We start from the raw sequence: 24,229 nt of genomic DNA on the forward strand, positions 1-24,229 counted from the left end.
ACGCGGCGCCTCAGGATGAGGGGATTTGATCGGTCGACCGCCTCGTCCCGCATACGCATCCCGGAGGCCGGACCATCATGCTGAGCCTCAGCTTCACCCCCCTCCTGCCCTGGCCGGCGATCGCCGTCCTGGGCGTCATCGTCGTCGTCCTGGCGGTGTTCGCCGTCCTGGCCCGGGGCCGGACCGCTCTGCTGCGCGTGCTCGTCCTCGCTCTCGTTCTGGCAGCGCTCACCAACCCGGCGCTGGTGCGCGAGGACCGGGAGCCCGTGAAGGACGTCGCCGCCATCGTGGTCGACCGGTCCGGATCCCAGGCCCTGGGCGACCGGCCGCAGATGACCGACGCGGTCCGTGCCGAGCTGCAGCGCCGGTTCGGTGCGCTCACCGACATCGAGCCCCGCTTCATCGACGTGCCGGATTCCAAGGACGGCGATGACGGTACCAAGCTGTTCACGGCTCTGAGCCAGGCCCTCGCCGACGTGCCGCCGGAACGCCTGGCCGGGATCGTGATGCTCACCGACGGCGTGGTGCACGACATTCCCGCCTCCCTGGCGCAGCTCGGCATCAAGGCGCCGCTCCACGTCCTCGTCACCGGTCATCCGGACGAGCGCGACCGGCAGATCAAGCTCCTGGAGGCGCCCCGCTTCGGCATCGTCGGCAAGGATCTGACGATCCGCGCCGAGGTCATGGAGCGCGGCGGGACCGGCCACGCCGTCGTCACCGTGCGCCGCGACGGCGAGGAGATCGGCCGGCGGGACGTCGCCACCGACAAGCCGTTCTCCCTCAACCTGCGCATCGAGCATGGCGGCCCGAACGTCGTCGAGATCGAGGTCGAGCCGCTGCCGGGCGAGTTGACCACGGTGAACAACCGCGCGGTCCTGCCCATCGAGGGAATTCGCGAGAAGCTCAGGGTGCTCCTCGTCTCCGGCGAGCCGCACCAGGGCGAGCGCACATGGCGCAACCTCCTGAAGTCGGACGCCAATGTCGACCTCGTCCACTTCACCATCCTGCGCCCTCCGGAGAAGCAGGACGGCACGCCGATCTCGGAACTCTCCCTGATCGCCTTCCCGACGCGCGAGCTGTTCGTCCAGAAGATCAAGGACTTCGACCTGATCATCTTCGACCGCTACGCCAATCAGAGCGTGCTGCCGCAGGCCTATTTCGACAACATCGTCCGCTACGTCCGCGAGGGCGGCGCACTCCTCATCGCGGCCGGGCCCGAATTCGCCGGACCGGCGAGCCTGGCGCGCACCCGGCTGGCCGGGATCCTGCCGGGCGACCCGGACGGGCGCGTGGTCGAGAAGCCCTACAAGGCGACGCCGACGCAGGTCGGCCAGCGCCACCCGGTGACCCGCGCCCTGCCGGGCTCGGATGCGAACCCGCCCGCCTGGGGCGACTGGCTGCGCATCGTGGAGGCGCGCACCCGCCCCGGCATCCAGCCGATCCTGTCGGGGGCCGAGGGGCTGCCGCTGCTCGCCCTCTCGCGCGAGGACAAGGGCCGGGTCGCCCTGCTCCTGTCCGACCACGCCTGGCTCTGGGCCCGGGGCTACCAGGAGGGCGGGCCGTATCTGGATCTGCTGCGCCGCCTCGGCCACTGGCTCATGAAGGAGCCGGCCCTGGAGGAGGAGGCGCTGCGCGCGCAGACCACCGGACGCGGCCGCGAGGTCCGGGTGGAGCGCCAGACCATGGCGGATCAGGCCGAGCCGGTCACCGTCACCGGTCCCACGGGCAAGGTGACGACCCTCACCTTGAAGCCCGGTGAACCGGGTCTGTTCACGGCGACCTTCGATGCGGAAACACTGGGGCTGCACACGCTGCGCTCGGGAAACCTCGTGGCCTTCGTCAGCGTCGGCCCGGCTAATCCGCGCGAACTCGCCGACGTGTTCAGCGACACCGACCGCCTGAAGGCCGTGGCCGACGGATCGAGCGGCTCGGTGCGCCGGGTCGCCGAGGCCGGCGGCGGCATCCAGGTCCCGCGCCTCGCCCTGGTGCGCGGCGGTCGCCTCGCAGGCAGCGACTGGATCGGCTTCCGGCCGAGCGACAGCGCCAATATCCGCGGCGTCGAGGTCTATCCCCTGGCACTCGGCCTCGCGGCGCTGGCCGCCCTGGCGGCCGCCCTGCTCGCCATGTGGCTGGTCGAGGGCAGACGGGGCCGGGCGGCGTGACAGGCCTTCGGATGGGGAATGGCCGTCGCTCGCGCCGGGCGGCGTGCGGCCCCGCATGGTCGACGGATGGCGGCCCGCGTCCTATGACCCCCTGATATTTTCGAGTTGTCCGCGCCCGCGCGGGCCCGATGCAACGGAGACAGCCTGCCCGTGACAGCGCAGACCGTGACTGGACGCCTCCTCGCCGCGACGCTCCTCCTCGCCTGCCTCCAGCTCGTTCCGGCCCACGCGCAGGAACCGGTCGCGATGCCGTCGACGCCGGCCACCCTGCCGGCCGCCAACGGCCAGTGGACCCACGCGATCACGCTGATGGGCCAGCCGAAATACGGCCCCGACTTCAAGCATTTCGACTATGCCGACCCGGCCGCGCCCAAGGGCGGGATGGTCCGGTTCGGGGCCCAGGGCGGCTTCGACAATTTCAACATCGTCGTCGCCGGCCTGAAGGGCGACCTCGAGAACGGCATCCAGCAGATCTACGATTCGCTGATGACCGAGTCCTCGGACGAGCCGTTCACCTCCTACGGCCTGCTCGCCGAGGCTGTGCGGATCGCCCCCGATCTCGGTTCGGTCTCGTACCGGCTGCGCGAAAACGCCCGCTGGCACGACGGCAAGCCGATCACCCCCGAGGACGTGGTCTGGTCTTTCGACGTGCTGAAGGCCAACAGCCCGTTCTACGCCGCCTATTACCAGACCGTGGCCAAGGCCGCGGTGACCGGGCCGTGGGAGGTTACCTTCACCTTCACGGAGACCGGCAACCGCGAGCTGCCGCAGGTGATCGGGCAGCTGCGCGTCCTGCCCAAGCACTGGTGGACCGCCCAGGACGCCAACGGCAAGCCGCGCAGCGTCACCGAGACCACCCTGGAGCCGCCGCTCGGCTCGGGCCCCTACCGGCTCGCGAAGTTCGAGCCGGGCCGCACCACGACCTACACCCGCGTCCCCGACTACTGGGGCAAGGACCTGCCGGTGAATGCCGGGCGCTACAACTTCGACACCGAGCGCTACGAGTATTTCCGCGACGGCACCGTGCTGGTCGAGGCGCTGAAAGGCGATCTCTACGACTTCCGCGTGGAGAACATCGCCCGGAACTGGGCGACCGCCTACGAGGATTTCCCGGCCGTGAAGGAGGGGCGGCTGATCAAGGAGGCCTTCCCCGAGCGCGGCATGGGCATCATGCAGGCCTTCGCGTTCAACACCCGCCGGGACAAGTTCAAGGACCCGCGCGTCCGCCGGGCCTTCAACCTCGCGATGAACTACGAGGAGATGAACAAGGCCCTGTTCTACGGCCTGTACAAGCGCATCAACTCCTACTTCTTCGGCTCTGAACTCGCCTCATCGGGCCTGCCGGAGGGCGAGGAGAAGGCGATCCTCGAGAGCGTCCGGGACAAGGTCCCGCCTGCCGTCTTCACCACGCCCTACGCCAACCCAATCAACGACGGCCCGGAGGCGGTGCGCAAGAACCTGCGCGAGGCCGTCGGCCTGCTGCGCGAGGCCGGCTTCGAGCTGCGCGGCGGCAAGATGGTCAGCAAGGCGACCGGCGAGCCGCTGACCGTCGAGTTCCTGGAGTTCCAGAACACGTTCGAGCGCGTGATCCTGCCGTTCTCCGCGCAGCTGAAGCTGATCGGCATCGACGCCACCCTCCGGGTGATCGATCAGGCCCAATACCAGAACCGCATCCGCAACTTCGATTTCGATGTCACCACGACGTCGTGGGGCGAGTCGCTCTCGCCGGGCAACGAGCAGCGCGAGTACTGGGGCTCGGCGGCGGCCGACAAGCCCGGTTCGCGCAACCTGATCGGCATCAAGGATCCCGGAATCGACGCCCTGATCGAGAAGGTGATCTTCGCCAAGGACCGGCACACCGTGATCGCGGCGACGCGGGCCCTCGACCGCGTGCTCCTGGCGCATGATTACGTCGTCCCGCAATGGTCCTCCGACCAGCAGCGGACGCTGCGCTGGAACCGGTTCGGCCACCCGGCGATCCTGCCGCTCTATGCCAGCTCCGGCTTCCCGACGACGTGGTGGTACGACGAGAAGCTCGCGGCCAAGACCGGGGCGCCCCGTTGACGGGCGGTCCCGGGTTGCCGACCCGGCGCGGGCTGGTCCTCGGCGCCGGCGCCCTGGCGGCGATGCCGCCGTGGCGCCGCGCCAAGGCGGCCGACGCCGCCGAGCGCCACGGCCTGTCCAGCTTCGGCGAGCTGAAATACGGACCCGACTTCGCGCATTTCGACTACGTGAATCCGATGGCGCCCCGCGGCGGGCGCTTCTCGGCGCAGCTCGCCGCGACGACCGGAAACCAGTCGCTCAACACCTTCAACACGCTCAACATCTACGTGCTGCGCGGCGACGGGGCCGCCGGCATGCCCTTGACCTTCGACAGCCTGATGGTCCGGGCCCTCGACGAGCCGGACGCCCTCTACGGGCTGGTGGCGCGCGCCGTCACGGTCAGTCCGGACGGCCTGACCTACACGTTCGCCCTGCGCCCGCAGGCGCGGTTCCACGACGGCTCGCCGCTGACCGCGCGGGACGCGGCCTTCAGCCTCAAGCTCCTGCGCGACAAGGGCCACCCCGAGATCGCCGAGGTGATCCGGCCCATGACCGATGCCCGGGCCGAGGGCGACGGGCGGCTGGTGGTGACCTTCGCGCCGGGCCGCGCCCGGGACCTGCCACTGTTCGTCGCGCAGCTGCCGCTCTTCTCCGCCGCCTACTACGCCGGCCGGGACTTCGAGGCCTCGACCCTGGACGTGCCCCTCGGCTCCGGGCCCTACCGGGTCGGCACGGTCGATCCGGGCCGGTCCATCGGCCTGGAGCGCGTGCCGGATTACTGGGCCGCCGAGCTGCCGGTGAATGTCGGCCAGAACAATTTCGACGCGATCCGCTACGAGTATTTCCGCGACCGCACCGTGGCGTTCGAGGCGTTCAAGAGCGGCGCCTTCACGTTCCGCGAGGAGTTCACCGCCCGGGTCTGGGCGACCGGATACGATTTCCCGGCGATGACCGAGGGCCGCGTGGTCCGGGAGATGGTGCCGGATGCCCGGCCGAGCGGCACCCAGGGCTGGTGGATCAACACCCGCCGCGCGGCGTTCCGCGACCCGCGGGTGCGCGAGGCGATCGGCCTGTGCTTCGATTTCGAATGGTCGAACCGCAACCTGATGTACGGCGCCTACACGCGGACGGCCTCGTTCTTCGAGAATTCCGACCTCAAGGCGACCGGCAAGCCCTCGGCCGAGGAACTCGCCCTGCTGGAGCCGTTCAAGGACCTGCCGCCGGAGGTATTCGGCGAGGCCTGGACGCCGCCGGTCTCCGACGGGTCCGGCCAGGACCGGGCGCTGCTCAAGCGCGCCGACGCGCTCCTGCGGGAGGCCGGCTGCACCCGCCAGGGTGGCAGCCTCATGCTGCCCGGCGGCCAGCCCCTGACCCTCGAGTTCCTCGACGAGGATCCGGTCTTCCAGGCGGTCACCCAGCCCTTCATCCGCAACCTGGGCCTGCTCGGCATCAAGGCGAGCCTGCGCACGGTCGACCCGTCCCAGTACCAGGCGCGGCTCAAGGATTTCGACTTCGACGTCACGCCGCGCCGCTACAGCAGCGGGCTCACCCCCGGCGCGGAGCTGCGCGAGACCTACGGCTCCCGATCCGCCGGGACCTCGGGCTCCAACAACCTCTCGGGGATCGCGAACCCGGCGATCGACGCGCTGCTCACCGCCGTCGCCGACGCGACGTCGCGGGCGGACCTGACCACCGCCTGCCGGGCTCTGGACCGGGTCCTGCGGGCCGGGCGCTACTGGGTGCCGATGTGGTATGCCTCGACCCACCGCCTCGCCCTGTGGGACGTGTTCGGCCGCCCGGCCACGCCGCCGAAATACGATCTCGGCGCCCCCGGGACGTGGTGGTTCGACGCCGACAAGGCCAAGCGGATCGGCCGGGACTGACGCCATGCTCGCCTACATCCTGCGCCGCATCGGCCTGATGATCCCGACCCTGTTCGGGATCATGCTGATCACCTTCACGATCGTGCAGTTCGCCCCAGGCGGCCCGGTGGAGCGGGTTCTGTCGCAGCTTCAGGGGCAGCGCGACGGAGCCATGTCCCGCGTCACCGGCGGATCGGGCGACCTCGGCGGCGCCAGCCGGCCGTCGGGCGGTGGCGGCGACGCCAGCTCCCGCTATCGCGGCGCTCAAGGATTGAGCCCGGAATTCATCGCCAAGCTCGAGAAGCAGTTCGGCTTCGACAAGCCTGCGCCCGAGCGCTTCGCCAAGATGCTCTGGGACTATGTCCGGTTCGATTTCGGACGCAGCTACTTCCGCGATGTCAGCGTCATCCAGCTGATCAAGGAGCGGCTGCCGGTCTCGATCTCGCTCGGCCTGTGGATGACGCTCCTGTCCTACGCGATCTCGATCCCGCTGGGCATCCGCAAGGCGGTGGCGGACGGCACGCAGTTCGACCGCGCGACCTCCTTCGTGGTGATCATCGGCTACGCGATCCCGGGCTTCATGTTCGGACTGATGCTCATCATCCTCTTCGCCGGCGGATCGTTCTACCAATGGTTCCCGCTGCGCGGGCTGACCAGCGAAGGCTGGGAGAGCTTCTCGACCTGGCACAAGGTGACCGACTACGCGTGGCACATGGTGTTGCCGCTCACAGCCCTGGTGATCGGCGCCTTCGCAACCTCGACCCTGCTCACGAAGAACTCGTTCCTCGACGAGATCCGCAAGCAATACGTGCTCACCGCACGGATGAAGGGGCTCTCCGAGCGGCGCGTGCTCTACGGCCACGTGTTCCGCAACGCCATGCTGATCGTGATCGCGGGCTTCCCCGGGGCCTTCATCTCGGCCTTCTTCACCGGCTCGCTGCTGATCGAGACGATCTTCTCCCTCGACGGCCTGGGCGAGCTGTCGTTCCGGGCGATCGTCGGGCGCGACTATCCGGTGGTGTTCGCCACCCTCTACATCTTCTCGCTGCTTGGTCTCGCGGTGAACCTGCTCTCCGACCTGATCTACGTCTGGATCGACCCGCGGATCGACTTCTCCGCGCGGGCGACGTGAAGATTTTCCAGGGCGCCCACACCATACGAAAGGATACGGATCGCTGAAATTTCTTCCGCATCCCGCGGGACAGAAAAGATTCACCCCGACCCAGACCCCTTCAACACGCATACGCCGGCTGACACAGACCGCCTTTGCTGGCAATGTCAGGGCAGGATCGATCCTGATCCGCGACTTTAGGCAGACGGGTCGTGGCATTGTCTTCTGGCGCAGGCTCGTCGTCGATGTCGGACCAGCACGAAAGCTTGGAAGCCGGGCCGCACCCCGCTCCCATTGCCGTCATCGGGGCAGGCTTCAGCGGCACGATGGCGGCGATACAGCTGCTCGCCCGCTTGCCGCCGCACCAGTCGGTTCTGTTGTGTGAACGGGCGGAGCGCTTCGGGAGCGGTCGCGCCTACGCCACCGGGAACCCCGACCACCTGCTCAACGTGCGCGCCGCCAACATGAGCGCCTATCCCGACCGGCCCTCCCATTTCGAAGACTGGCTTTCGAAGATCGCCGCGGGTGAGGCGGGCACCGGTGCCGGCAACCCCGCGATCGGGCAGGGACATGTGGGCATCTGGCGGACCCCGGCCGGGACCTTCGCGGCACGCGGGCTATACGGAGATTATCTGGCGGCGCTTCTGACCGAAGCGGTGACAGGCGGTTCGACGCCGCGGCTGCACCTGATCAACGACATGATCATCGACCTCGTGCCGGACGAGGACCGTCTGGTCATGGTTGCCGAGGGCGGCCGACGCGTCGACGTCGCGGGTGCGGTGCTGGCGATGGGCAACCTCGCCCTGCCCCAGGAACCGGAAAGCCGCTTCCGGGGCGATCCGTGGAAGCCGGAGCATGACGCGCGGCTGCATCCGGATCATCCGGTTCTCATCATCGGGACCGGTCTCAGCATGGTCGATGCGGTGATCAGTCTTCGGCGCCAAGGCTTTCGCGGGCAGATCATCGCGCTCTCGCGGCGGGGGCAGATCCCGGCCGTGCACGTACGCGCCGCCCCCTGGCCGCGTCCGGACTTCACGGCCGCCGAGACCCGTTCGATCACCCAACTTCTGGCCCGGATCCGCCGGGAGGTCGCCTCCGCGGCGGAGGCTCGCATCGCCTGGCATGGGGTGATCGACGCTCTGCGGCCGGTTACGGACGCCCTCTGGCTCGGCTTGCCGCCAGCCGACCAGGCGCGCTTCCTGCGCCATCTCCGCCCGTTCTGGGACACGCATCGGCACCGCTCCGCACCGCCCACGGGCGCGGCCATCGCCGACGAGATCGAAGCCGGCTCGCTTCAGGTGCTCGCCGGAAAGCTGGTGGCGATCGAGGATCAGACCGGTGAAGCGCGCGTCACGTACCGGCCGCGGGGGGCATCCGAACCCAGAACCCTCGGCGTGCAGCGCATCTTCGATGTTCGCGGCGTCGGACGGGTCGCGGATACGACCGACCCGCTTCTGCGCAATCTGATCGGTCGCGGCCTTGTCCGAGCCGGTCCGTTCGGCCTCGGTCTTGCCGTGCGCCCCGATCTGACGGTCCTGGGTGCATCCGATACAGCGGCGCGCCTCTGGACTCTGGGCCCGTTGCTCCGCGGCGCATACTGGGAATGCACGGCCGTGCCGGACATCCGCAACCAAGCCGTCGACCTGGCTCGGTCCGTCGCGGCGGCGCAGGAACCGTCCGCATCGCTTGAGCCCTCTGCACAGGCTTGAGAGTCGGTCCCGATCAGGTTGCCGAGCGGGGAGGGTGAGCGTCGAGCACCCGCGCCACCGTCAGTCGTAGTGTCTGGACACTTCGATACCCCACCGCCGCCGCCACAACCCGGGGCGGGCGTCCTTCGGCCGCGAGCGCCAGCGCACGGATCACCCGGGCCCGCGCCCGCCAATCACCGAAGCTGAGGCCCGTCTCGGCGCGGAACCCCCGGGTCAGCGTGCGCCGGCTCGCCCCGGCCCGGTCGGCCCAGGCATCGAGGTCGTCCTCCGAAGCCGGATTCTCGATCAGCTCCAGGCAGACCCGGCGCAGGCGTGCGTCGCGCGGAAGTGGCAGGGCGAGCGGCGTGGCGGGGGCCCGGCCGATCTCGTCGAGGACCAGAGCGGCGAGATGGCCGCCGCGGCCATCCTCTGCGTAGAGCACAGGCTCCTCGGCCAGCGCCGTGAGCGCGGAGGCGAGGAGCCGCGACACCGCGATCACCCGGCAACTCGCCGGGAAGGACCGAACCGCGGCGGGATCCAGATAGGCCGAGCACATCGAGACGGCGCCGTGGGTCGCGACCGCGTGCGGCAGCCGCGGCGGGATCCAGAGCGCGTGCCCCTCGGGAACGACCCAGGTGCCGTCCTCCGCGAACGCCATCATCAGCCCGGCCGTGGCGTAGAGCAGCTGCGCGCGGGGATGGAAGTGCCGGGCGAGATGCATCCCGGCCGCGTAGGTCTTGGGCATCACTGCGACCGGGCGCGGGACGTCCTGATAGTCGGCCGCCTCGGTCGACCGCTTCGCGGCGACAGGTGCCTCCGTCAACATTGGCCCGTTCGCATACATATCCGGCCCAACACCACCATCGGGTCAGGCTATCAGCGCGCAGTCCCGGAGGATACGCCGCGATGGATTCCGATACGCTGTCCCGCCGCACCCTGCGCTTCGTCAACGTCGCGCATGCCCTCGACCATTTCGTACTGCTGATCTACCCGACCGCCGTCATCGCCATCGCGGCCCAGACGGGGCTCGGCTACGGCGAGTTGATCGGGCTCGCCACCGGCGCCTTCGTGGCCTTCGGCCTGTGCTCCCTCCCGATGGGTTCGCTCGCCGACCGGTTCGGGCGGCGCAACATGCTGGCGGTGTTCTTCTTCGGTTACGGCCTGTCCTGCCTCGGCGTGGCGAGCGCCTCGACGCCGCTGGCCTTCGCCCTCTGGCTCTGCGTGCTCGGGCTCGCCTCGGCGATCTACCACCCGGTCGGCTCGGCCATGCTGGTGACCCATGCCCGCCGGCTCGGGCGCGATCTCGGCATCAACGGCGTCTGGGGCAATTTCGGCGCGGCCTCGGCTTCCGGACTCACGGCGCTGCTCGCCGCCACCGTCAGTTGGCGCGCGGCCTTCGTGGTCCCGGGCCTCGTCTGCCTCGCCTGCGGGGCCGCCTTCCTGGCCCTGGTGCCGGGCGACGGGGACGGCTCGGGCCAGAAGGCCGGCGGCGCGGCGGTGATCCCGGTCACCCGGCCCTGGGCGCTGCTGGCGATGTTCGCCCTGTCGATCTTCGCGGGCGGCCTGACCTTCAACCTGACGACGATCAGCCTGCCGAAGGTGATCGACGAGGGCGTCGGGCAGGCGCTGCCGCTGGCGCTCACCGGCTCCCTCGCCACCGGCGTGTTCCTGTTCGGCGCGCTGATGCAGTTGGCCATGGGCCGCCTCATCGACCGCTACAGCCTGCCGTCCCTGTTCGTGGCGCTCTCGGTGCTGCAGCCGGTGGGGCTCGGGATCGCCGCCCTCTCCACCGGCCTGCCGCTGCTCGCCGGGCTCGTGCTGGCCATGACGGCGATCTACGGGCAGGTGGTGATCAACGACGCGATGATCGCCCGCTACGTCCCGCCCGTCTACCGGGCCCGGGCCTACAGCCTGCGCTACTTCGTGGGCTTCACGGCGAGCGGCTTCGTGGTGCCGGCGATCGCCCTCCTGCATGACCGCGGCGGCTTCGCGCTGGTTCTCGGCGTCGCCTCCGCCTGCGGCGCGGTGATCTGGCTCTCGGCCCTCGGCTTCCTGCGGCTGACCCAGGGCGGCGGACAGTCCGCTCTGGCGGCCGCCGAGTAGCGCGGCGGTTTGCGGGTCCGGCCCGGCGCTGCTACGCGGCGCCGGTCCGAGCCGCGAGCAACCCGTGACCGATCTGTCCCTCGTCATCCGGCCCGAGCGGCCGGAGGATGCCCCCGCCATCGAGCGGCTTCATGCCCGGGCCTTCGGCCCCGGCCGCTTCGCCCGTACCGCCTACCGCCTCCGCGAGGGCGCGGCCGAGCGGATCGATCTCGGCATCACCGCCTCGGTGGGCAGCTTCCTCGTCGGCTCGGTCCGGATGGGGCCCGTGCGGACCGGGGCGACATCCTTCGTGATGCTCGGTCCGCTGGCCGTCGATCCGAGCTTCGCGGGCCGCGGCATCGGCGGTACCCTGACCCGCGCGGCGATCGAGGGGGCGCGGCAGGCGGGCGAGGGTCTCGTGATCCTCGTCGGCGACGCGCCCTACTACGCCCGCTTCGGCTTCACGCCGGTCCCGCCCGGGCGCCTGAGCCTGCCGGGACCGGTCGACCCCGCGCGCCTGCTGTGGCTGGAACTGGCCGACGGATTCAGCGCAGGCGCGTCCGGCCTCGTCGAGGCCCGCGGCGCGTCACTTTAAGGGACACCGCCGCGCGCCTCCGGCAGCGCGCGGGGGCCATGGCGGCGACGGAAACTGACGCCGTCGGCGAGCGCGAGCCCGTCAGGCCCGGCGGAGCGCCAGCGCGGCGATCAGCCCGGCGGAGAGGAGCGCCAGCGCCACCGGCGTCGCCGAGGTCGCGGGCCAGGCGGAGGCGGCCGCCGTGAACAGCGCCCCGAAGGTCATCTGCGTGAAGCCGTAGAGGCTGGAGGCTGAGCCGGCCGCGTGCGGATCGACGTTCATCAGCCCCGCCACCGCGTTGGGGCTGAGCAGGCCGACGCCCACCGCGTAGGCGAAGAGCGGCACGATCAGGCTGACGACGCCGAGCATCCCGGTGCGGTCCACGATCAGCAGCGTCAGCGCCGCGGCGATACAGAGGAGATTGCCGCTCCGCGCTGCCTTTCGGATCGGCACCCGGGTGGCGAGCCGGCTCGCCAGGACGGCCCCGCCGACCATGCCGAACACGACGATCAGGCAGTCGAATCCCACCTCCTGAGAGGAGCGCCCGAGCCGGTCCACGAGGAGGAACGGCGCCACGGCCAGGAAGGCGTAGAGGCTGGTCCCGCCGCAGGCCCCCGCCACCAGATAGGCGCGGAACACGGGGATCCGCACGAGCCGGAGGTACCCGGACAGAACCGCGACGAATCCCGGCAGCGCCACCTTGTGGCGGTTGGTCTCGGGCAGGGTGAAGACCACGAGCGCGCCCAGCAGGGCGACGAGGCCGGCCAGCACCACGAACACGGCGCGCCAGCCGAAGGCCTCGGTCACGACGCCGCCGATCGCCGGCGCCAGGGCGGGCGTGAGCGTCATCGCGGTGGTGAGGATCGCGAGCTTCCGGGCGGCGTCCTCGCGGGTGGAGACGTCGCGCACCATCGCCCGGCCGATCACCAGGGAGCCGCAGGCGCCGAGCGATTGCAGGACCCGGGCGACGAGCAGGACGCCGATGTTCGGCGCCGGGATCGCGAGCAGCAATCCGGCGAGATAGAGGCCGAGGCCGCCGATCAGGACCGGCCGCCGACCGTACCGGTCCGAGAGCGGGCCGTAGAGCAGCTGACCGCCCGCAAGCCCGATCAGGTAGACGGTGATCGTCAGTTGCGCGCCGGCGGCGTTGGTGCCGAGGTCCACGGCCGCCGCCGCCAGCGCCGGCACGAAGATGTGCAGCGCCACCGTCCCGGTCATGGTCACGGCAACGAGCAGCGGGAGGGGCGCCCGGCGCTCCTCCCCAACGGAACTTCGGTCAGCCAAGGGGTCCTACGCGGTTTTCAATCCGGCACGATGCCGGGGCGCGGCCGCCTTAGAGCAAGGGGCGCGCCCGGAGCCATGCCGGCGGAACGCGCCTGACACGCGAGGGGCGGGACCGTCCGGAGCCCCGCACCCGGCCCGTGCCTCTACTCCTTCGGAAGCGGCTGCGGGGTCGGCAGCGGCGCGTTCAGGTCCTTGGTCGGGCCGCCGACCTCGAGATCCTTCGCCCGGTCGACCGCCTCGGGATTGGCCTGCGCGGGCGGCTCCTTGGCGGCCGGCGCCGTCGGCGCGGTCGGCTCGGCGGGGATCAGGCTCGAAGGCTGACCCTGCTGGTCGCTGTCATGGGCGCCGGCCGGCGGAGCCGGGGCGTTGCGGTCGCTCGATTCGCCGGTCGTCCGCGGGCTGCCGGGCGACTTCGCCTCGACCGGCTTGGCGGCGCCGGTATCGGCGGGCTTGGCCGGGCTGTCCTTGCCTTCGGACGCCTTGCCGGCGGCGGGCTTGTCGGCGGACGGCTTCTCGGCGGGCGCAGCCGCGGGCTTGTCGTCAGGCTTGGCCGCCGCAGGCGCAGCCGACGGGGCCTCGTCCTTCTCGACGGCGGGCAGCGGCTTCGGCGTCTCGGCCAGGGTTCGCAGATAGGCGATGACGTTGGCTCGCTCCTGCGGCGAAGCGATGCCGGCGTAGGCCATCTTCGTGCCCTTCACGTAGCCCTTCGGGTTGGTGAGGAAGCCGTCGAGGTCGGCATAAGTCCACGTGCCGCCCTTCTCCTTCAGGGCCGCCGAATAGTCGAAGCCCGGATGAGAGGCCTTCGGCCGCTCCACGACCCCGTACAGGTCGGGACCGACCTTGTTCGGGCCGCCCTTCTCGAAATTGTGGCAGGCATGGCAGGCCTTGGTGCCGGCCTCGCCCTTCTCGACATTGGCGCTGGCGAGGCGGACGGCGATCGGCTCGACCTTGGCCTCGGGCGCCGCGGCGGCGGCCTCGGGCTGCGGCTCGGGGAGGTCGTAGCCGGCGTTGCCCGCCGGCTTCGGGTGGTAGATCAATTCGGCGACGAAACCCGATCCGGCCGCGAACAGAAGGGCGCCGAGGACCGCACCCAGGACCTTGTTCACCTCGAACGAGTTCATGCTCTTCTCGCAACTCGGCCGTGCCGATCGCGCGCCTGACACGGGCGAGCGGGCTCGGACACCGGACATTGGAAGATTTCGAGGTTGCCTTAGCGGTTCCGGGCGGCTCCTGACAATGCCACCAGAGGGCTCCGCGTCGCTCCAGCGCAGGATTGTTCCACTGAATTGCCCAGCTTGTCACCGAGTGGCACATTTTCTCCACTGCGCTCCGGCCCGTCTCCGGGGGGACGACAATCGGGGGCCGGCCTGTTAAGCAGCCGGCCGCCTGCCGCCGCGGCCCCGATCCGCGCATCCGGATCCGAATCTCGATGTCCGATCCCCTGGTCCTGATCCCGGCCCGCCTCGCCGCGACCCGCCTGCCGAACAAGCCGCTGGCCGACATCGCCGGCGAGGCCATGATCGTCCATGTCTGGCGCCGGGCCATGGAGGCCGGCATCGGCCCCGTGGTGGTGGCCACCGACACGGCAGAGATCGCCCGGACGGTCGAGGCCGCGGGCGGCCTCGCGGTGATGACCCGGGCCGATCACCCGTCGGGCTCCGACCGCCTCGCCGAGGCGCTCGACATCGTCGACCCGGAGGGTCGCCACGACGTGGTCGTCAACGTCCAGGGCGACCTGCCGACCATCGACCCGGCGATCATCGGCGCCTCCATCGTGCCGTTGGCCGACCGCACCGTCGACATCGTCACCCTCTGTGCGCCGATCACCGACCCCCACGAGGCCGACAACCCGAACGTGGTCAAGCTCGTCGGCCACATGGTCGGTCCCGGGCGCCTGCGCGCCCTGTACTTCACCCGCGCCCGGGCTCCCTGGGGCGACGGGCCGCTCTGGCACCATATCGGCCTGTACGCCTACCGGCGCAGGGCGCTCAGCCGATTCGTGGCCTTGCCGCCCGGCGAGCTGGAGATGCGCGAGAAGCTGGAGCAGCTGCGGGCGCTCGAAGCCGGCATGCGCATCGACGCCGCCATCGTCGACGACCTGCCGCTGGGCGTCGACACCCCCGCCGACCTGGAGCGCGCCCGCGCCCTGCTCCAGAGCCGGCGCCTGAACTGACCCGACCAACGAATCCAGACCGCCATGACAGACCGCACCATCGCCTATCAGGGGGAGCCCGGGGCGAACTCGCACATCATCTGCGCGGAGGCGTATCCGGACTGGACGCCGTTGCCCTGCCCGACCTTCGAGGACGCTTTCGCGGCGGTGACAGAGGGGCGCGCCCAGCGGGCGATGATCCCGATCGAGAACTCGATCGCGGGCCGCGTCGCCGACATCCACCACCTGATCCCGATCTCGCCGCTGCACATCGTGGCCGAGCACTTCCTGCCGATCCACTTCCAGCTGATGGTCCTGCCGGGCACGCAGCGCGAGGCTTTGAAGAGCGTCCACAGCCACGTCCATGCCCTGGGCCAGTGCCGCCGGATCATCCGCCGGCTCGGCCTGAAGGCCGTGGTCGCCGGCGACACCGCCGGGGCCGCCCGCGAGATCGCCGAGATCGGCGACCCGAGCCGGGCGGCTCTGGCGCCCGCACTCGCCGCCGGAGTCTACGGCCTCGACATCCTGGAGCGCGACGTCGAGGACGAGGCGCACAACACCACCCGGTTCGTGGTGTTCTCCCCGGAGCCCCAGCCGGTGGAACAGGGCACCGTGCCCTGTGTGACGAGCTTCGTGTTCCGTGTGCGCAACATCCCGGCCGCGCTCTACAAGGCGCTCGGCGGATTCGCGACCAACGGCGTCAACATGTCGAAGCTCGAGAGCTACATGGTCGACGGCGAATTCACCGCCACGCAGTTCTACGCCGAGGTCGACGGCCATCCGGACGATCCGGGCCTCAGCCGGGCGCTGGACGAACTCGGCTACTTCTCGCGCGAATTGCGGGTGATCGGCACCTACCCGGCCCACCCCTTCCGCGAGATGGCGCGGCCGGCGGCGGAGTGATCCTCACTCCCGCCGGAGCACCCGGTCCACCGCCAGATCCGACCAGAAGCCCGGCCGGAAATCGCGCTTGAGCGCCTCGGGGTCGTAGACGGTCTCGACCCAGGTCAGGAAGTCGAGCCCCCTCGCCTCGCCCTCGATGCGATACCGGGCGAAGAATGCGTCGAGGATGCCGGTCTTGGCGAAACGGAGATGGCCGTAGCGGGCGGAGAGCTGCCGGGCGGCCTCCGCCACCGGGCGCCCCTCGTGCAGGATCAGGTAGAGGGCCGAGGCGAGGCCGGCCCGGTCGGCGCCGGACTTGCAGTGCATCACCGCCGGGTACTCGATGCCGGCGAAGAAGGCCTTGGCGCCGAGGATGGTGGCCCGGTCCGGCGCTTCCCGCGAGCGGAGCACGAACTCGACCAGCTTGAGCCCGTGGCGCTCGCAGGCCTCGCGCTGCAGCGGCCAGGATCCGTGCTCGCGCCCGCCGCGCAGGGAGATGATCGTCCGCACGCCCTCGGCCCGGAAGCGGGCGAGCTGATGGGGGCCGGGCTGGGCCGAGCGCCAGAGGGCGCCGGAGCCGACGCGGTGCCGGTTGAGATAGGCGAGGCGGAAGACGCCGTGGTCGATCAGCAGCATGCTGGCCCAAGCCATGAGCCGGTCGCCGGGGCCGGCGATCGGCCGCTCGAAGCGGGCGATCCGGGCCATGCGGCGCGCGTAGCGCCTCTCGGGCTTGAGGAAGCGGTTGAACAAGGCCGTGCTGCCGGGGGAACCGAGCCCGGGCTCTATCAGCCGCCCGCCGGCCCGGCAATTCGCGGGCCGGCGGGCCGGCACCGGCATCACGCGACGTCACGCGACGTCACGCAGGCCGACGCGACGCGGCGCCATTCTTGCCTTCACTCCGCCTGGATCGGCATCGAACCTGCGCGGGCCGCGCGGGTTATCCGCCGGTCGGACGACGGGAGGCCCGAAGCCCATGAGCACGCGCACCACGAGCATCCGCCGGGCCCGCGAGGCCGATCTCGGCGGCTTGTCCAAGGTGTTCGATGCCTCCTGGCGCGAGGCCTATCGCGGCATCATCCCGGGCGTCGCCCTGGAGCGGGTGATCTCGACCCGGGACAGGGCCTGGTGGCAGAGCGCCCTGCGCCGCGGCCGGCCGATCGCGGTGGTGGAGACGGGCGAACTCGTCGTCGGCTACGCGGCCTACGGACGGACGCGCAGCCGGGCGCTCGGCACCGAGGCCGAGATCGACGAACTCTACCTGTTGCCGGAGTATCAAGGCGTCGGCCTCGGCCGGCGCCTGTTCCGGGCGGTGCGCAACGACCTCGCGGATCACGGCCTCACGCGGCTGGGCGTGTGGAGCCTGGAGGACAATGTCCGCGCCGGCGCCTTCTACGAGGGGCTCGGCGGCGTCGCCGGCCCGCGGGCGCTGGACCGCGTGGCGGGCATCCCGCTCCCCAAGGTGGGCTTCCTGTTCGGCTAACGTTTTCCAGCGCTCGTTGCCGGGCCGCACCATCGGCCGATTTGCTTTGCCAAGCGGCGCCACTAAGAGATCCGGGAAGCGGACGAGACCGCATTCCGGAAGCGACACGCCATGAAGATCGACGCCATCCCGCTCGGCAAGAAGCCGCCGCACGACGTCAACGTGATCGTCGAGGTGCCGCTCGGCGGCGAACCGATCAAGTACGAGATGGACAAGGAATCCGGCGCGCTGGTCGTCGACCGGTTCCTCTACACCCCGATGTTCTATCCGGGGAATTACGGCTTCATCCCCCACACCCTGTCGGGCGACGGCGATCCCTGTGACGTGCTGGTGGCCAACACCCGCGCCGTGCTGCCGGGCGCGATCATCAGCGCGCGTCCCGTGGGCGTGATGGTGATGCAGGACGAGGGCGGCGAAGACGAGAAGATCATCGCGGTGCCCTCGCGCCACCTGACCAAGCGGTACGACCGGGTCGAGAACTACACCGACCTGCCCGAGATCACGATCCAGCAGATCCAGCACTTCTTCGAGCACTACAAGGATCTGGAACCCGGCAAGTGGGTCAAGTTCGTCCGCTGGGGCGACAAGGAAGAGGCCCACCGGCTGATCGAGGAAGCGATCGAGCGCGCCAAGGCCAAGAAGTAAGCGGGCCGGCCGCTCCCGCCCGGGAGCGGCCCATGTCCCTCAGCCGTCGATGCGGCGCAGCCCGGCCTTGTAGCGCCGGGCATTCTCCACGTAGCGCAGGGCGGCCTGCCGCACCCCCTCGACCGCGGCCTCGTCGAGGGTGCGCACGGCCTTGGCCGGCGCCCCGACGATCAGGCTGTGATCCGGGAATTCCTTGCCCTCGGTGACCAGCGCGTTGGCGCCGATGAGGCAGCCGCGGCCGATCCGGGCGCCGTTCAGGACCGTCGCCCCCATGCCGACGAGGCTGCCGTCGCCGATGGTGCAGCCGTGCACGATCGCGCCGTGGCCGACCGTGACGTCGCTGCCGATGACGAGGGGAAACCCGGGATCGACGTGCATGATCACGCCCTCCTGGACATTGGTGCGATCGCCGATGCGGATCGGCTCGTTGTCACCGCGCAGAGCCGCGCCGAACCAGATGCCGACATCGAGGCCGAGATGCACGCGGCCGACCACCTGCGCGTCGGGCGCGATCCAGACCCGGGCGGGGTCGGCGAGGTCGGGGACGTGATCGTCGAGGGCGTAGAGCGGCATGGCGGCCTTTCGTGGGGATCGGGCTTAACGGCCGCGCGATGCGGCCGGGATCGCGACGGATGACGCGCATCGCCTGTCGCGGGAATGGTACGGCGCGTCCAGGCTGCCAATGCTAGGCTGGTTCCGCAAGCAGCCTCGACCTGGACGGGAAACAGAGATGGCGCGATTCCCGGCTCTGATCGGTCTGACGGTGATCCTGCTGACGCAGGGGGCGGGGGCGGCGGACCTGCGGGAGCGGTCGCCCCTGGGCCGGTTCCGGGCGACCTGCGAGGATCTCGCGACCTTCTGCTTCGCCGATGGCTGCGGCGGCGACCAGATCGCCGCGGCTCAGGGCTGCCGGGCGCGCTGCCCGAGCGCGTCGATCATCGATGTCGTGCCGAGCGTCTGCCGGCCGCCCGACGTCCAACCGGCGATAGGTCTCCGGCGCCGGGGCTGAGTTTCCGTCGCGTCCGGTCTCCGGGAGAAAATTCCGCCCGCTGCGGCAACGAAACGCGGAGCGCGGCATTGACCGGTCTCGGACAGTTGAACAACGGGGACGCGCACAGATGCTCGTGAACGCGCGCGAGGCCCGCCGTCGCACTCTGCTGACAAGCAATCTTCACCCGCCCGAGGGCGGCCTGAACGCCGATCCAATTCTATATGGTGTCGCCGCGGGTTTGGCCTCGCTGTTTCCGCCCGTAACGGCGCAAGCGCAGGATCGTTCCGAGCCGCGCGGACATGCCGAGGGTGACCGGCCCGGGGACAGGACGGCGTCCCGGTAAGACGCCGCCAGCGCCGCCTGTCAGGAAGCCAGTCGCGCGAGAAGGAGCAGCGTCGCCACAGCCGGCACGGCGGTGGCGAGCCATAGGGCGCCGGGATGAAACCCCTCGGGCCCCGTGAAACGGAGGCTCCGCGTCACCGTGGGACGCGAGCGGTCCCCGCGTCCGATCCCGATTCCGACTGGCATCCGTGGCCTCCTCGATACACGAGGAATGAGCCCCGACGCCCCTCAAGGCCGTCTGAATCGGCGACCGCCATCATGCGGCGTGGTGAACCGCTCCTTAAAGGGCGCGGTCGAACTTCAGCTCGCCGTTCGGGCTCTTGAGCACGAGCTGCGAGCCGACCAAGTCCCACACCGCCGAGGTGCGCAGGGCGATGAAGAACGCCTGCTCGGCGGCGGCGAGGCCCTTGTCGCAGCTCTTCTTGGTGAGTGCGAGCGGGCCCACGGCGATGTGCTGCTCCTTGAGCGGGAATGCGGTCGCCGCGAAGGTGTTGCAACCGCCGTAGCCGCGGGCGCGGTACTGCTTGTCGATGATGAAGCTCGGCCGGTCGCCACCCGTGAAGGGCTTTCCGTTGAGGCTCACGGCGGTCCAGGTCGAGTCGAGCGGGAAGATCTTCTCGCTGGCCTTGGTCCCCGGCACGTACTGGGGCTTCTTCTCCTCTTCGCCGCCGGGGCGGCGATTGCCCCGGCCGAAGCCCGTCGGCGAACCGCCCATCTGGGCCTGCGCCTGCGTCACCGCGGATAGGTCCATGGCCAGCACGGCACAGGCCAAGCTCGCGATCAGCACCCCTCTCATCGTCCAGTCCCCATGTCGCGCGCACCGCGCGCAGGTTGTCCCGGTCCGGAGGCGCCACGCCGGCCGCGCAGCACGGCCCCGCGAGAGACCGCTCCGAATCCTTGCGCCTTGGCGGATGCGACAGGATTTCAGCACAATTATGGTCGCGCTCCGACCGGATGTGCCCGGAAACGATCCGCGACCGCAATCGTTGTTGATGATCGCCGAGGAGGAGAGTGAGCGTGGCAGGATCGGACGAGGGCGCACAGAGCGGAACGCAGGCGCCCATCATGAGCCCCGCGCAGTCGCGGGCGGCCCGTGGGCTGCTCGGCTGGTCGCAGGCCGATCTCGCGGGCAAAGTCGGCCTGGACGAGCACTTCGTGCGGGATTTCGAGGGCGGCTACAGCGACCCGCCGAGCGGGCAGATCGAGGCCCTGCGGAGCGCCCTCAGCGCAGCCGGCGCGGTGTTCACCGACGCTCCGACCCTCGGCGTCCACCTGGCGGCCGGACCGGGCGTCGACGAGGGCACCCGCGCCGACGCGCTCACCACCGAGAACGATCGGTAACGCGCGCCGGAACTCCGGAACGCGCCGCTCATGGCGTGTTCAGGCGCAGGATCCGAGAACCAGGGACGCCCGACCCCGCGCACCGTCCTTGGAGCGTCCCGTGATCGATCTCGTCAGCAGCCCGTCGCCGCGCGACCGGCGTCCTGTCTTCGAACGGACCGGAGGCCAGTGATGCGCGCCGACACCTTTCTGGCCGCCGCCGACGCGTTGCCCCTGGCGAGCCTCGATGCCCTCCTGGGGAGCCGGGGGCTGGTGGTCGTCGCGCCCCACCCCGATGACGAGAGCCTCGGATGCGGCGGCCTGATCGCAGCCGCCCGGGCGTCCGGGCGGCCCGTTCACCTCGTCGTGGTCAGCGACGGATGCGGCTCGCACACGCAGTCCCGCCTCTATCCGCCGGAGAAGCTGCGCGCCCTGCGCGAGGCGGAGACGCAGCGGGCCGGAGCGGTGCTCGGCCTCGGATCCGGGGACGTGACCTTCCTGCGCCTGCCCGACGCGCATGTCCCGAGCGACGGGCCGGAGGCCGACGCGGCTGCGGCGGCCGTGGCCCGCGCGGCCGCGGCGATCGGGGCCGGCGCGGTTTTCGTCACGTGGCGCCACGATCCCCATTGCGATCACAAGGCGGCCGCTGCGATCGTCGCCCGCGCCCGACCGCAGATGCCGGGAGTCCGGGTCTATGAGTATCCCGTCTGGGGCTGGACCCTACCGCCCGAGACCGAGGTCGGCCCAAGCCCGACCGGCCTGCGCCTCGACGTCTCCGCCTATCGCGAGACCAAGGCGCGGGCCGTGGCGGCGCACGAATCGCAGACCACCGACCTCATCGCGGACGATCCCCAGGGCTTCCGGCTCGAGCCCGCCATGATCGACCGGCTCTGCGGTCCCTACGAGCGCTTCGTCGCGATCCCCGCATGACCCGGCGGACCCAGACCCTGCCGGAGGATTACTTCCGCGGCATCTACGCCAGCGACCCGGATCCCTGGCATTTCACCTCCTCGCCCTACGAACGCGAGAAATACGCGGCGACGCTCGCGGCCCTTCCCCAGCCGCGCTACCGGTCCGCCTTCGAGCCGGCCTGCTCGATCGGCGTCTTCACCCGCGCCCTCTCGGAACGCTGCGCCCGGCTCCTCGCCACCGATCTCGTCCCGGCCGCCGCGGAGGCCGCCCGGGCGCGATGCGCGGATCGTCCCCATGTCGAGATCCGGCAGGGGACCATGCCGGCGGACTGGCCGATCGGGCCCTTCGACCTGATCGTCCTCTCCGAGTTCCTGTACTTCCTGGCCCCGCCGGATTTCGCCGAGCTCGTGCGCCGGGCCGGCGAGACGATCGCGCCGGGCGGGGACATCGTTCTGGTGCACTGGCTGGGCGAGACCGATTACCCGCTTTCGGGCGATGGTGCCGCCGATGGCTTCATCCGCCTCTCCGCCGCCTTCGCCCAGGTCCTGAGTCAGTCGCGGACCCCCGATTATCGGATCGATGTCCTGCGCGCCGGAGCCGCCTCGTGAGCATCGCGGTCATCACGCTCAACAAAGGTCGGCGCGCACACCTGACCCGCCTGCTCGACGGTCTCGGTCGCGGCGATCCGCCCGATCGCTGCGTCGTCGTCGAGATCGGCGGCGATGAGGCGCCCTACCCGGCGCTGCCCTTCCCGGTGGAGCGCGTCGCGTTCCCGCATGCCGGCCTGCCCCTCGCGGCGGCGCGCAATGCCGGGCGACGGGCGGCCCAGGCCGAGACGCTGATCTTCCTCGACGTTGATTGCATCCCCTCGGCGGGGCTCGTCGCGGGCCTGTCGCGGGCGGTGGCCGAGCAGGACGGCCTGATCTGCTGCGAGATCGGCTACCTGCCGGCCGGCGCGGTGGCGGATGGATGGTGCGCGGCGGATCTGGAGCGGTTCGGCCAGCCGCACCCGGTGCGGGCCTTCCCGTCCGCAGGCGTGGTGGCGCCGGCACCGCAGGCCGGGCTGTTCTGGTCGCTCGCCTTCGCGGTGCGCGCCGAGACCTATGACCGCCTCGGCGGGTTCGACGAAACCTTTTCCGGCTACGGCGCGGAGGACACCGATCTGGCGTTCCGGGCGGAGAAGGCGGGGGTGCCGATCCTGTTCCTGGGAGGCCCCCGGGCCTACCACCAGCATCATCCGGGCTACGACCCGCCCCTGCAGCATTTCCGCGACATTGTCGCCAACGCGGCCCGCTTTCACGACCGGCACGGGATCTGGCCGATGGACGGCTGGCTCGACGGGTTCGCCCGGCTCGGGCTGATCGGGGCGGATCGGTCGAACGGGATCGTCATCCATCGCGACCCGACTCCGGACGAGATGGCTGCGGCGCGGCTGCCGGACGATCGGCCGTTCTAGGGCCGTCGCGGCCGCCGCGCCGCAGAGTTTGTCCCTTCTCCCGAAGAGACTGGTGAGGGGTGAACCCGCTCCGGGGCCTTCTCCAACCCTCATCCGAACCTGTCACGCGGTCACGGGCTTGCCCGCGATCCGCTCCGATCTGCCCCGGGGCCCGGCAAGCCCGGCCCCGGTCATGCAGCTGCTTGGCGCGCCGTTCGGGCGGCCTCAGCCCTTCATGGCGTTCGCCTTCTCGATCAGCGCTTCGGCCATGCGGATCGAGGCGATGTCGATGAGGCGTCCGTCCAGGGACACGGCGCCGCGGCCGGCCTTGGCGGCCTCTTCCATGGCCTCGAGAATGCGGCGGGCCTTGGTGACCTCGGCCTCCGAGGGGGTGAACACCTCGTTGGCGAGATCGATCTGCGACGGGTGGATCGCCCACTTCCCTTCGAAGCCGAGGGCGGCGCAGCGGCGGGCCGCCGAGCGGTAGCCGTCCGGATCCGAGAAGTCGCCGAACGGTCCGTCGATCGGGCGCAGGCCGTAGGCGCGGCAGGCCACCAGCATGCGGTTCTGAGCGAACAGCCACGGATCCTGCCAGTGGGTCTGACGGTTGCCGGCCTCGTCCTTGTCGGTGAGCACCGAGAAGTCGGGGTTCACGCCGCCGATCACCGTCGAGCGGGCGCGGGTCGAGGCGGCGTAATCGGCCACGCCGAAGGACATCGCCTCCAGGCGCTTCGACGACTGGGCGATCGCCTCGACATTGGCCATGCCGAGCGCGGTCTCGATCAGCACCTCGAAGCCGATCTGCTTGTCACGCTTCTTGGCCTGCTCGATCTGGGTGACCAGCACGTCGATGGCGTAGACGTCGGCCGGCACGCCGACCTTCGGGATCAGCACCATGTCGAGGCGCGGGCAGGCTTCGACGATGTCGACCACGTCGCGGTACATGTAGTGGGTGTCGAGACCGTTGATGCGGATCATCATGGTCTTGTTGCCCCAATCCAGGTCGTTGAGCGCCTGGATGATGTTGGTGCGGGCCTTCTCCTTGTCGTCGGGGGCGACCGCGTCCTCGAGGTCGAGGAAGATCACGTCGGCGGCCGACTGCGCCGACTTCTCCATGAAGGTCGGGTTGGAGCCGGGGACCGCGAGTTCGGACCGGTGCAGGCGCGGCTTGGCCTGCTGGATCAGGGTGAAGCTCATCTTGGATTCTCTCTCCTGGTGACGGTTCTGATGCCGTTGCGGGGCTGGACCCCGTTCACCGGCGGCA

At 70.5% G+C, this 24,229-nt stretch carries 23 protein-coding genes; 16 read left to right on the plus strand and 7 right to left on the minus strand.

Translation table 11 applies throughout. The features are described from left to right. The first annotated feature begins 77 nt into the window (after nt 1-77). From BM396_RS07505 to BM396_RS07525, 5 genes are all read left to right on the plus strand, one after another. Nucleotides 78-2,162: a membrane protein gene (locus tag BM396_RS07505; RefSeq protein ID WP_043381197.1), complete on the plus strand. Its 2,085-nt coding sequence runs from the start codon at nt 78-80 to the stop codon at nt 2,160-2,162. A 150-nt stretch (nt 2,163-2,312) separates the two neighbouring features. Further along, nucleotides 2,313-4,226 carry an extracellular solute-binding protein gene (locus tag BM396_RS07510; RefSeq protein WP_043381198.1) on the plus strand — a complete coding sequence of 638 codons (1,914 nt, stop codon included), beginning with the start codon at nt 2,313-2,315 and terminating at the stop codon, nt 4,224-4,226. A gap of 62 nt (nt 4,227-4,288) precedes the next feature. Then, nucleotides 4,289-6,088: an extracellular solute-binding protein gene (locus BM396_RS07515; protein ID WP_236962096.1), complete on the plus strand. Its 1,800-nt coding sequence runs from the start codon at nt 4,289-4,291 to the stop codon at nt 6,086-6,088. Nucleotides 6,089-6,092: 4 nt separating this feature from the next. After that, entirely contained in the window at nt 6,093-7,199 is a 1,107-nt protein-coding gene (locus BM396_RS07520) for a microcin C ABC transporter permease YejB (protein ID WP_043381203.1), read from the plus strand. A gap of 224 nt (nt 7,200-7,423) precedes the next feature. After that, nucleotides 7,424-8,887: an FAD/NAD(P)-binding protein gene (locus BM396_RS07525; RefSeq protein WP_051975995.1), complete on the plus strand. Its 1,464-nt coding sequence runs from the start codon at nt 7,424-7,426 to the stop codon at nt 8,885-8,887. A 13-nt stretch (nt 8,888-8,900) separates the two neighbouring features. On the opposite strand, the gene BM396_RS07530 is transcribed toward BM396_RS07525, so the two are convergent. Continuing rightward, the gene (locus tag BM396_RS07530) at nt 8,901-9,692 is read right to left on the minus strand and encodes an AraC family transcriptional regulator (protein WP_043350024.1); all 792 of its coding nucleotides are present in this window, start codon (nt 9,690-9,692) and stop codon (nt 8,901-8,903) included. Between the two features lie 80 nt (nt 9,693-9,772). Between BM396_RS07530 and BM396_RS07535 the strand changes: the two genes are divergently transcribed. Together BM396_RS07535 and BM396_RS07540 are read left to right on the plus strand one after the other, a co-directional pair. After that, entirely contained in the window at nt 9,773-10,969 is a 1,197-nt protein-coding gene (locus tag BM396_RS07535) for an MFS transporter (RefSeq protein ID WP_043381208.1), read from the plus strand. 64 nt (nt 10,970-11,033) lie between these two features. Then, a complete protein-coding gene (locus BM396_RS07540) occupies nt 11,034-11,543 on the plus strand; it encodes a GNAT family N-acetyltransferase (RefSeq protein WP_043350027.1) in 510 nt (169 codons plus the stop codon). 81 nt (nt 11,544-11,624) lie between these two features. Here the strand turns inward: BM396_RS07540 and BM396_RS07545 are convergent, their stop codons facing one another. Beyond that, nucleotides 11,625-12,806 carry a multidrug effflux MFS transporter gene (locus tag BM396_RS07545; protein WP_043381210.1) on the minus strand — a complete coding sequence of 394 codons (1,182 nt, stop codon included), beginning with the start codon at nt 12,804-12,806 and terminating at the stop codon, nt 11,625-11,627. 143 nt (nt 12,807-12,949) lie between these two features. Continuing rightward, on the minus strand, nt 12,950-13,927 hold the full coding sequence (locus BM396_RS07550) for a c-type cytochrome (protein WP_075380789.1): 978 nt from the start codon (nt 13,925-13,927) through the stop codon (nt 12,950-12,952). 308 nt (nt 13,928-14,235) lie between these two features. Here BM396_RS07550 and BM396_RS07555 point away from each other — a divergent pair, with 308 nt between their 5' ends. Together BM396_RS07555 and BM396_RS07560 are read left to right on the plus strand one after the other, a co-directional pair. Beyond that, the gene (locus BM396_RS07555) at nt 14,236-14,979 is read left to right on the plus strand and encodes a 3-deoxy-manno-octulosonate cytidylyltransferase (RefSeq protein ID WP_043347096.1); all 744 of its coding nucleotides are present in this window, start codon (nt 14,236-14,238) and stop codon (nt 14,977-14,979) included. Between the two features lie 24 nt (nt 14,980-15,003). Next, nucleotides 15,004-15,861 carry a prephenate dehydratase gene (locus BM396_RS07560; RefSeq protein ID WP_043347099.1) on the plus strand — a complete coding sequence of 286 codons (858 nt, stop codon included), beginning with the start codon at nt 15,004-15,006 and terminating at the stop codon, nt 15,859-15,861. A gap of 3 nt (nt 15,862-15,864) precedes the next feature. Here BM396_RS07560 and BM396_RS07565 read toward each other — a convergent pair whose 3' ends face one another. Further along, nucleotides 15,865-16,590, minus strand: a complete 726-nt coding sequence (locus BM396_RS07565; RefSeq protein ID WP_043381213.1) for a tyrosine-protein phosphatase — start codon at nt 16,588-16,590, stop codon at nt 15,865-15,867. A gap of 223 nt (nt 16,591-16,813) precedes the next feature. Here BM396_RS07565 and BM396_RS07570 point away from each other — a divergent pair, with 223 nt between their 5' ends. Together BM396_RS07570 and ppa are read left to right on the plus strand one after the other, a co-directional pair. Further along, the gene (locus tag BM396_RS07570; RefSeq protein WP_043347102.1) at nt 16,814-17,320 is read left to right on the plus strand and encodes a GNAT family N-acetyltransferase; all 507 of its coding nucleotides are present in this window, start codon (nt 16,814-16,816) and stop codon (nt 17,318-17,320) included. A gap of 111 nt (nt 17,321-17,431) precedes the next feature. After that, nucleotides 17,432-17,965: an inorganic diphosphatase gene (ppa, locus tag BM396_RS07575; protein WP_043347104.1), complete on the plus strand. Its 534-nt coding sequence runs from the start codon at nt 17,432-17,434 to the stop codon at nt 17,963-17,965. A gap of 39 nt (nt 17,966-18,004) precedes the next feature. Here ppa and BM396_RS07580 read toward each other — a convergent pair whose 3' ends face one another. Continuing rightward, a complete protein-coding gene (locus BM396_RS07580; protein WP_043381215.1) occupies nt 18,005-18,538 on the minus strand; it encodes a gamma carbonic anhydrase family protein in 534 nt (177 codons plus the stop codon). A 157-nt stretch (nt 18,539-18,695) separates the two neighbouring features. On the opposite strand from BM396_RS07580, the gene BM396_RS07585 reads away from it, so the two are divergent. After that, a complete protein-coding gene (locus tag BM396_RS07585) occupies nt 18,696-18,974 on the plus strand; it encodes a hypothetical protein (protein WP_043381216.1) in 279 nt (92 codons plus the stop codon). 604 nt (nt 18,975-19,578) lie between these two features. Here the strand turns inward: BM396_RS07585 and BM396_RS07595 are convergent. Continuing rightward, the gene (locus tag BM396_RS07595) at nt 19,579-20,094 is read right to left on the minus strand and encodes an META domain-containing protein (protein WP_043381219.1); all 516 of its coding nucleotides are present in this window, start codon (nt 20,092-20,094) and stop codon (nt 19,579-19,581) included. Nucleotides 20,095-20,315: 221 nt separating this feature from the next. Between BM396_RS07595 and BM396_RS07600 the strand changes: the two genes are divergently transcribed. The 4 genes from BM396_RS07600 to BM396_RS07615 all read left to right on the plus strand — a co-directional run bounded on the left by BM396_RS07600 (nt 20,316) and on the right by BM396_RS07615 (nt 22,986). Next, complete coding sequence (locus BM396_RS07600; protein ID WP_043355970.1) at nt 20,316-20,639, plus strand: helix-turn-helix domain-containing protein; 324 nt, start codon at nt 20,316-20,318, stop codon at nt 20,637-20,639. Nucleotides 20,640-20,810: 171 nt separating this feature from the next. Further along, the gene (locus BM396_RS07605) at nt 20,811-21,548 is read left to right on the plus strand and encodes a PIG-L deacetylase family protein (protein ID WP_043381221.1); all 738 of its coding nucleotides are present in this window, start codon (nt 20,811-20,813) and stop codon (nt 21,546-21,548) included. Continuing rightward, nucleotides 21,545-22,138, plus strand: coding sequence for a class I SAM-dependent methyltransferase (locus BM396_RS07610; protein ID WP_043381223.1), 594 nt, complete (start codon nt 21,545-21,547; stop codon nt 22,136-22,138). The genes BM396_RS07605 and BM396_RS07610 overlap by 4 nt, the downstream gene beginning before the upstream one ends. Beyond that, nucleotides 22,135-22,986 carry a glycosyltransferase family 2 protein gene (locus BM396_RS07615; RefSeq protein WP_043381225.1) on the plus strand — a complete coding sequence of 284 codons (852 nt, stop codon included), beginning with the start codon at nt 22,135-22,137 and terminating at the stop codon, nt 22,984-22,986. The genes BM396_RS07610 and BM396_RS07615 overlap by 4 nt, the downstream gene beginning before the upstream one ends. Before the next feature lie 204 nt (nt 22,987-23,190). On the opposite strand, the gene BM396_RS07620 is transcribed toward BM396_RS07615, so the two are convergent. Continuing rightward, nucleotides 23,191-24,162: an HpcH/HpaI aldolase/citrate lyase family protein gene (locus BM396_RS07620; protein ID WP_043355694.1), complete on the minus strand. Its 972-nt coding sequence runs from the start codon at nt 24,160-24,162 to the stop codon at nt 23,191-23,193. Nucleotides 24,163-24,229 lie beyond the last annotated feature (67 nt).

The organism is Methylobacterium sp. UNCCL125, from assembly GCF_900116795.1.
Lineage (GTDB): Bacteria > Pseudomonadota > Alphaproteobacteria > Rhizobiales > Beijerinckiaceae > Methylobacterium > Methylobacterium fujisawaense.